The 6,719-nt window shown below is 65.3% G+C and carries 6 protein-coding genes and 1 tRNA gene; 3 read left to right on the top strand and 4 right to left on the bottom strand.

What is annotated here, in order from left to right; genetic code table 11:
- Positions 1–669: 669 nt before the first annotated feature.
- On the bottom strand, positions 670–1,470 hold the full coding sequence (locus ACIRGA_RS16390; protein ID WP_400941757.1) for a DUF2637 domain-containing protein: 801 nt from the start codon (positions 1,468–1,470) through the stop codon (positions 670–672).
- 968 nt (positions 1,471–2,438) lie between these two features.
- Entirely contained in the window at positions 2,439–2,594 is a 156-nt protein-coding gene (locus tag ACIRGA_RS16385; RefSeq protein ID WP_400941754.1) for a hypothetical protein, read from the bottom strand.
- A gap of 80 nt (positions 2,595–2,674) precedes the next feature.
- Between ACIRGA_RS16385 and ACIRGA_RS16380 the strand changes: the two genes are divergently transcribed.
- Positions 2,675–3,658 (top strand): recombinase family protein, encoded by a 984-nt coding sequence (locus tag ACIRGA_RS16380; RefSeq protein ID WP_400941752.1) that lies wholly within the window; start codon positions 2,675–2,677, stop codon positions 3,656–3,658.
- A gap of 11 nt (positions 3,659–3,669) precedes the next feature.
- Positions 3,670–3,972: a zinc ribbon domain-containing protein gene (locus ACIRGA_RS16375; RefSeq protein ID WP_400941749.1), complete on the top strand. Its 303-nt coding sequence runs from the start codon at positions 3,670–3,672 to the stop codon at positions 3,970–3,972.
- Between the two features lie 540 nt (positions 3,973–4,512).
- Here ACIRGA_RS16375 and ACIRGA_RS16370 read toward each other — a convergent pair.
- Positions 4,513–4,589 (bottom strand) — tRNA-Leu (locus ACIRGA_RS16370).
- A 173-nt stretch (positions 4,590–4,762) separates the two neighbouring features.
- Between ACIRGA_RS16370 and ACIRGA_RS16365 the strand changes: the two genes are divergently transcribed.
- Positions 4,763–5,374 (top strand): ANTAR domain-containing response regulator, encoded by a 612-nt coding sequence (locus ACIRGA_RS16365; RefSeq protein WP_005157321.1) that lies wholly within the window; start codon positions 4,763–4,765, stop codon positions 5,372–5,374.
- 51 nt (positions 5,375–5,425) lie between these two features.
- Here the strand turns inward: ACIRGA_RS16365 and ACIRGA_RS16360 are convergent, their stop codons facing one another.
- Entirely contained in the window at positions 5,426–6,631 is a 1,206-nt protein-coding gene (locus tag ACIRGA_RS16360; RefSeq protein WP_400941746.1) for an alkaline phosphatase, read from the bottom strand.
- Positions 6,632–6,719 lie beyond the last annotated feature (88 nt).

Raw genomic sequence — 6,719 nt, 5'->3', positions numbered from 1 at the left:
CCGCGACCAGCCCAAACAGACAGAAACCCAGCCACAGAAAGAAAACCAAGTCCAGCAGCCCGCGACCCCGCCGAACAGGTTAAAACTCAAGCTAGTCCCGACGAGATCGATCCATCCGCGGGTTGTCGACGACGTGGATCTTCCGTTTCCTGCTGTCGCGCCCGGACCAGACCGGCGAGCTTCGAGGTTGACGACCTCGGCCTCACTTCTATCGGGAGCGGGTTCACCTCGGCCGGGATCCAGGACAGCATGAAGATTCTCGCCGGACAGACGCGCCACCGGGCACCGCTGGTGCGCACGATCTACAGGTCCTGGTATTCAGTTCGAGTGGAACCCCGGAGCCGACCACGTCGCCGTGGATCGAGTTGCGTCCTGGGGGCCTCGTTGGCCGAGTACGCGGTGAGCGGCGCCGACGTGGGGCCTGCCGCCGAGGACACGATCACGATGCTCCTGCGGTCGCGTCCGGATGATATCGCGATGTCCGGTTCTTGCGCCCCTGTGCAAAGCGCCCAAACGAACATTGCCCATGAAATTGACGTCCCTGGTAGACGGTTGGGGTGCGTCAGATCCCCGCAGGGCAAGCCTTTGGCAGGCAACAAGCCACGCTTGCCCTTACCTGTCGATAGCCGGCCCTGGCCCGTTGTCGGTCGGCAGGATCTTGAGCGAATCTCAGGGCGCCGACTCGGTGAGTTGTCGTTCAAGGGCGTTGGCGTGGGGTAGGGGGTTCGGTGTCGTCGTTTGGAATTCGGGCTGTGTCTTGCGGGAGTGGGGTGCTTCGGGCTCGGCAGTGGTTGTGCGCGGGAGTGTGCCTTCGCGACGCCACTTTCGGAGGATGCGGCGGCCGTAGTTGTGGGTTCCGGCGATACGGTCCAGTTCGGCGCCGGTGGGTGTTCGGCCTTGGGCATTTTCGTGTTGGTAGTGGCTCCACATCAGCTGTTCGGCGGTCGGCTTCGGTAAGTGGTTTTCCTGCTCTGACGTGGTCGTCGGAAGAGGAGTGATCGAGGGCGGTGTCGCGGGAGCGGTCGTCTCGGGTTCGGTGGGAGGTCGCTCAGCGGGAGTCAGCTCCGGAGCGGCGGGCTCGGTGCGGTGGCGTTTGAGTGCGCGGTTGAGGAGTTCGACGGCCAGCAGCAGAGCAAGGGGAGGGCAAGCAGCGACGGCGACGCCGAGCGTGCTGGTCACCGGCGCCGAGCCGATGTTCGCGCAGAGCGACAGCGAGATACCGAAGAGAAAGGCGGCCCAGGCAGCCCACCGGCTGGAGCCGTCGCGGTTCGGTTTCCAGAGTTCGACGGTGGCTGTGGTGAGGAGGCCGTCGACGATGAGGGGCCAGATGGATGCGGTCATGGTGTCGGAGCCGAAGCGGAGGGCGAACTGGCGGCCGTGGATGTAGGAGGCGTAGGCCGCGCCGAGGGCGACCAACGCAGTGCAGCCGCATTGAATCCAGAGGGAGAGGTCACGCCGGGAGGTGTTCACGCGGTGCCTCCGGAACGGCGGCGGCCGAGCCGTGGAACCTCGACGGTGGCGGAAAGTCGCAGCTCAGGTGCTATGTCAGCCTGGGTGGAAGCTGCTCGTACCTCGTCCTCGGTACGAACCCACGCTGTGAGCGATTTTGGGTTGCGAGCTGGAGCGCGGTGTGGGGCTGTAAGCCCGCCGCGGACCTCGTGGCGGCTTTCGCGTGGCGAAAAGATCGTCATCAGGCTCGGAGTCGCCTCGCGCCCGTCCTTGCTCGGATGCACGCTCTGAGCCTGGAGCAAGCCGATTTTCACTCGATCGAGTAGTTGGCAGTCAAGCTGGCTCGCCTCCACAGCGAGTCGCAGCCGCAGGAGATCGCTGGTGAGAAGCCGTTGGAGACCGGTACATGGAACAGGTCTCGTGTCGCCAGCCGAACGAGACAAGGTCCCGATCAGTCTCGGTGGTGCGACAGCCGCTGTGGGCCGACGTACTGCCGGTCTGGTGAATGCCACCCTGCGGAGCAAGGTGCCTGCGGAGGCGCCTCCGAGCGGCCGCCTCGATGCTCCGAGTAAGGGGGCAAGTCTCGCCATCGATCATGCAGGTCTCGCTCGCGGCTCCCGTACGCGCGACGTGCGCCGCTTCGCTTGCTCCGACCAATTGAGGGCGCTTATAGCGCAATAAAGCCTCTGAAGAAGTTCTCAGTTCGACTGAATGAAGGGACGCCGTCACCCGTACTGCACGGGTTTCTCGCAGTGCTTCTCCGGCGGGCCTGCCGAGCCTATTGCGAATTATCCGGCGCATCGATGTGCATGTCTGCAGAGACACTTCAGCTCTGGCGAGACGCGATACGAGACCTACTCCGCGGCAGGTCCCGCTACTGTATCGACCGCCGAGCTCACGGTCTTGGAGGGACGATGGGGCACGGGCGCGAGGGTGAACAGGCGACGCCGTTTCCTGGAATAGAGCAGCCGGATTGGTGTTACGCTCAATCAGGCCATCGCGGTACCAGCCGCCGGTTTTCCGGCCACGTCGAACGAACTCATGGCTTCGAAGCCGAACAGATTCGATTGCAACTGGCTTCGGCTGTCACTGATCTCTTGCGGTGGGCCCGCGAAAACGTATCTGACGAAACCGAAGAGGGTCACGAGAACACATGATCTCGCCCGACGAGTTGACTGCCGCCACCCTTGGCCCGGCACTGCTGGGCCGAAGGACACAGATTCCGGTGTCCGGCCCATCTGGGCTCTCGGACTACGCGGTCTCCCCGCTCGGCATGCCGACCGCCCTGTTGCGCGACGAAGTCCGCGTGGCGTTTCTGGCGAGGACATCCACAGAGGATCAGCAGGATCCCCGACAGTCCATCTTGCGCCAGCTCGGGAACTCGAAAGCCGCCATCCCCGAGTCGTGGGTGATCGTCGCCCACTTCTACGACGTCGAGTCAGGGCGAATGGACCTGGCTGCTCGGGGAAGGGGCGAGAACTACGACCGGTTCGACATCCCCATCGCGCGTGACGGGGGCATCGCCGATCTGCTGACCGAGGCGGCCGACCCGAAGCGCAGGTTCGATGTCGTGATCTGCGAGAACATCGCGCGGGTCGCTCGCCGGGCCTTCGAAGGATTGTCGGTCGAGCGTGAGCTTGAGCGGAACGACGTGCCACTGTTCGCCTCGAATGAACCCATCACGGTGTCCGGGAGCCGCGCGCAGCGGATTCTGCAACGCAGGATCAACCAGTCCGTGGCCGAGTACGAGGTGCTGAACACGCTCGAACAGTCTTGGGGCGGTCTGTGCACCCATGTTCGAGAAGGCTGGAACATCGGCAAACCGAGCCACGGCTACAAGGCGAAGGTCTTCAAACACCCGAACCCGGTCAAAGCGGCCAAGGGTTACACGAAGACGCGACTCGAACCGGATGGCCTGCGCGGCGAGACGGTCACACAGATGGCGCTGTGGCGGTACTACGAAGGTGTCGGCTGCGACACGATCGCGGACCGGCTGAACGAGGACCTCGCCAAGTACCCGCCTCCAATACCGCCTGGAGGGCGTCGGGCTCGTGGAGCTTGGAGCCGTTCCAGCGTCTACGACATCCTGCGGAACCCCAAGTACACGGGCTACCAGGTCTTCAACCGGCGAGCGACACGATCCCGCGGGGAAAGGTCAACGACCCCGTCAAGTGGGTCTGGTCGACGGTTCCGGCGCACGAGCCGCTGATTCCGAAGTGGATGTACGACGCGATCAACGCCGGCTGGAAGGGGAAACAAGGTTCTCGCGACCCGGAGATCCCGAACAAGAACCCCGTTGTCAGGAAGACTTACCGGTTCCGCGGCCATCTGTTCCACTCCTGTGGCCGGCGGATGGTCGGTGAGTCACGTCATGGGCGGCCGTACTACCTGTGCAGGCCCAGCAACAACAACCGTGGCCGATCAGATCGGTTCATCGAGCACGAGAAGGCTCTCTACCTGCGCGAGGACGCCTTGCTCGAGGCCGTCGCGAAGTTTCTTCGCCGAACGAGTCTTCGGACCTGACCGGAGAGCGATCCTGGAAGCCGACCTGCTCGGCACCGACGATCGCGCGGAAACCGAGCGGGAGGCCGAACGGCAGCGGATCCGGCGGAGACTCGTCGAGATCGCCAAACAGCAGGCGTCGATCCTCAAACAGGCACAGCAGGGAGACCCGGACGACCCGTTCACGATGGCTCTGCGCGGCAGCTACAACGAGCTCGCAGCTGAGGAGAAGCGTCTTCGGACGAAGAACGCGGACCTGGACGAGGCGAATCAGATGGATCAGGCGAGTGGACCGATCAGTGGTGAGCTGTCCTTGATCGACGCGCTACCTCACCTGGTGATGAACCTGACCGAAGCGCCGGAGCAGTACCTCAAGGCCCTTTTCGAGGCAGTCCAGCTCGCGATCGTGATTCACGACGACGGCGAGCGTGCGACAATGACGATCAAGCTCCCCGCAGACCAGCTGCCTGAGATCGCTCAGGTGGCGGAGAGGATCACCGAGCCCATGAATCCCCAAGAAGCCCCAGCCCAGCGGGCTGGATCTGCTTGTGGGGTAGTTGTTGGTGCCCCCGGTGAGATTCGAACTCACACTGGACGGGTTTTGAATCCGTTGCCTCTGCCAGTTGGGCTACGGGGGCGGCGCGAGGTGAACTTTACGGGATCACGGGAGTGCGCCTTCCGCCGGGCCCGGGAGTGTGACGACCGTCTGACGTGGTGAACGCCATCTAGCCGTCTGGATCGTTCCCGGTAGGCTTCAGGTTCGCGGACAGACCGCGAGCCGAACTGCCCGACGACCTTCAGGAGGACCCCGGTGACCGAGCAGGCTGCCGAGGCCAATGGTGCCGTCGCCGCACCCCAGCGGCGGGTGCTCGTGGCCGAAGATGAGGCCCTCATCCGTCTGGACCTCGTCGAGATGCTCCGCGAAGAGGGCTACGAGGTGGTCGGTGAGGCCGGTGATGGCGAGCAGGCCATCAACCTGGCCACCGAGTTGAAGCCCGACCTGGTGATTCTCGACGTCAAGATGCCGAAGCTCGACGGTATCGAGGCCGCTTCCAAGATCACCGGCGACCGGATCGCGCCGGTCGTCATCCTGACCGCGTTCAGCCAGCGCGACCTCGTCGAGCGGGCCAGGGACGCGGGCACGATGGCGTACCTGGTCAAGCCGTTCGCCAAACGCGACCTGGTGCCCGCCATCGAGCTGGCCGTGAGCCGGTTCGCCGAGTTGCAGGCCCTGGAATCCGAGGTCGCGGGCCTCACGGACCGGCTCGAGACCCGCAAGGTCATCGACCGCGCCAAGGGGCTGCTGATGAGCCGTCAGGGGCTCACCGAGCCGGACGCGTTCCGCTGGATCCAGCGCACCGCGATGGATCGCCGGACCACGATGAAGGCGGTCGCCGAGGCCGTCGTCGAGAGCATCGGCTGACGAATCCGCGAAAAAGGCCGCCTCCGTCGACGGAGGCGGCCTTTTTCGTGCTCAGAGACCGCTAGCCATCCGCATCACCCAGTAGACGTCGGTGTTCTCGACCGTGCCACCCAGCCGGGTGGAGCCGGGACCTTCGGCGGTGACGGGAGTGTCGGCGCCGGTGTGGTCGTGCGTCGTCCAGTCCACAGTGAACTGAAGCTTCGAGCCCGGTACGTCGAAAGGACCGTCCTGGTCGGGGTCGGTGTCGGACGCGTCGTGGTTCTCGATGCTCAATCCGCCCGTCTCGTGGTCGCCGCCGATGATCACCAGCGTGTCGGGGTGCGCGCGGACGAACCGCAGGACCTCGGCGACGGTGGCGTCGAGGGCACGGCCCGCGTCGATCACGCCGTGCGCGTTGTTCTCGTGCGACATCCCGTCGGTTCCCTCTTCCTCCAGGAACAGGAAGAAGCCGCGTGGGTTCTTCGAGAGGGTGTCGAGCGCCTTGCGCGCCATCTGCTGGAGCGGCACCCGCGGCGCGTACTTCCCGACGCCGTCCGGGCCGTAGTCGACCATGTCCTCGTTCGCGAACAGGCCGAGGATCCGGTTCGCTCGTGTGGTCCGCAGTTCGTCGCCGTCGCGCACGTAGGTGTAGCCCGTCCGCTGCGCGCGTTCGACCAGGTTGCCGTAGGGGCTTCGGCTCTCTTCCCCCGGTTTGTCCGGCCAGAGCCCGGGATTCCCCTTCGGATACCACCAGTCCTCGCCGCCGCCGAGCAGGACGTCCGGGCGGCTGTTCTCGATGTACTGCTTCGCGATGTCGCTCTGCGAGTCCCGGCTGGGCACGTGTGCCGCGAAGGCCGCCGGCGACGCGCCCGTCACCTGCGCGGTGGTGACCAGACCGGTCGACTTCCCCGCCCGCTTCGCCCGTTCGAGGATCGTCTCCAGCGGGCGCCCGTGGCCGTCCACCCCGACCGCGCCGTTGCGCGTCTTGTGCCCGGTCGCGAGGGCGGTGGCCGCCGCGGCCGAGTCGGTGACGATCTCGTCGGGGTCGTCCGAAGCCGTCCGCACGAGACCGGTGGCCGCGAGCCCGTCCATCGCGAGCCTGCCGTCCTTGCCCTTGAGCGCCAGCCGGAGCAGATCCCGCTGACCGAGACCGAGACCGTCGCCCTGGATATAGATGATGTTGCGTGCCGAGCGCGCCGTCGTCGTGTCCGCGACGGCGGCCGAGCCACCGCACAGGACCACCAGTACCGTCGCCGCCGCCAGACCACGTCCGCGCACATCGCCTCCAGTTAGTTAGGAGCCTTTCCTAACAGAGATCAGAGGCGTGTTCAACCGCGGAGCCTCGCCAGTCGAACGCCACGTCGAG

Source organism: Amycolatopsis sp. NPDC102389 (assembly GCF_044765885.1).
Taxonomy (GTDB): Bacteria; Actinomycetota; Actinomycetes; order Mycobacteriales; family Pseudonocardiaceae; genus Amycolatopsis.
Note: the sequence above shows the minus strand (reverse complement) of the source record. Positions and strands in the feature narration are given on the sequence as shown.

What these genes read in the sequence shown, in the direction of transcription:
- ACIRGA_RS16375 (WP_400941749.1), top strand. Translation starts at nt 3,670, where the DNA reads ATGTACGACGCGATCAACGCCGGCTGGAAGGGGAAACAAGGTTCTCGC.